This window comes from Stenotrophomonas sp. SrG (assembly GCF_050031795.1).
In the GTDB taxonomy this organism is placed as follows: Bacteria; Pseudomonadota; Gammaproteobacteria; order Xanthomonadales; family Xanthomonadaceae; genus Stenotrophomonas; species Stenotrophomonas rhizophila_A.
In genome coordinates, this window is the sequence record NZ_JBNBBE010000253.1 from 1 (window position 1) to 273 (window position 273).

Sequence of the window (273 nt, forward strand, 5' to 3'; positions counted from 1 at the left end):
CCTGCAGGCCGAACAGGTCGGCCTCACCCGCGAGCTGCCCGGCCGCACCAATTCCTTCCTGGTCGCCGAAGTGCGCCCGCAGGTCAGTGGCATCGTCGCCAAGCGGCTGTTCACCGCGGGCGGCCTGGTCAACGCCGGCCAGCCGCTGTACCAGGTCGATGACGCCAGCTACCGCGCCGACGCCACCAGTGCCCGCGCCCAGCTGGCCCGCGCCGAAGCCACCGCCAACGACGGCCGCCTGAGCGCCAAGCGCATCACCGAGCTGGCCAAGGT

1 protein-coding gene is annotated in these 273 nt (G+C 72.5%); it reads left to right on the top strand.

The window, feature by feature from the left end; translation table 11 throughout:
* Positions 1 to 273 (top strand): biotin/lipoyl-binding protein (locus ACQG3P_RS19740; RefSeq protein WP_426805988.1); only part of this gene is annotated, 273 nt, incomplete at both ends.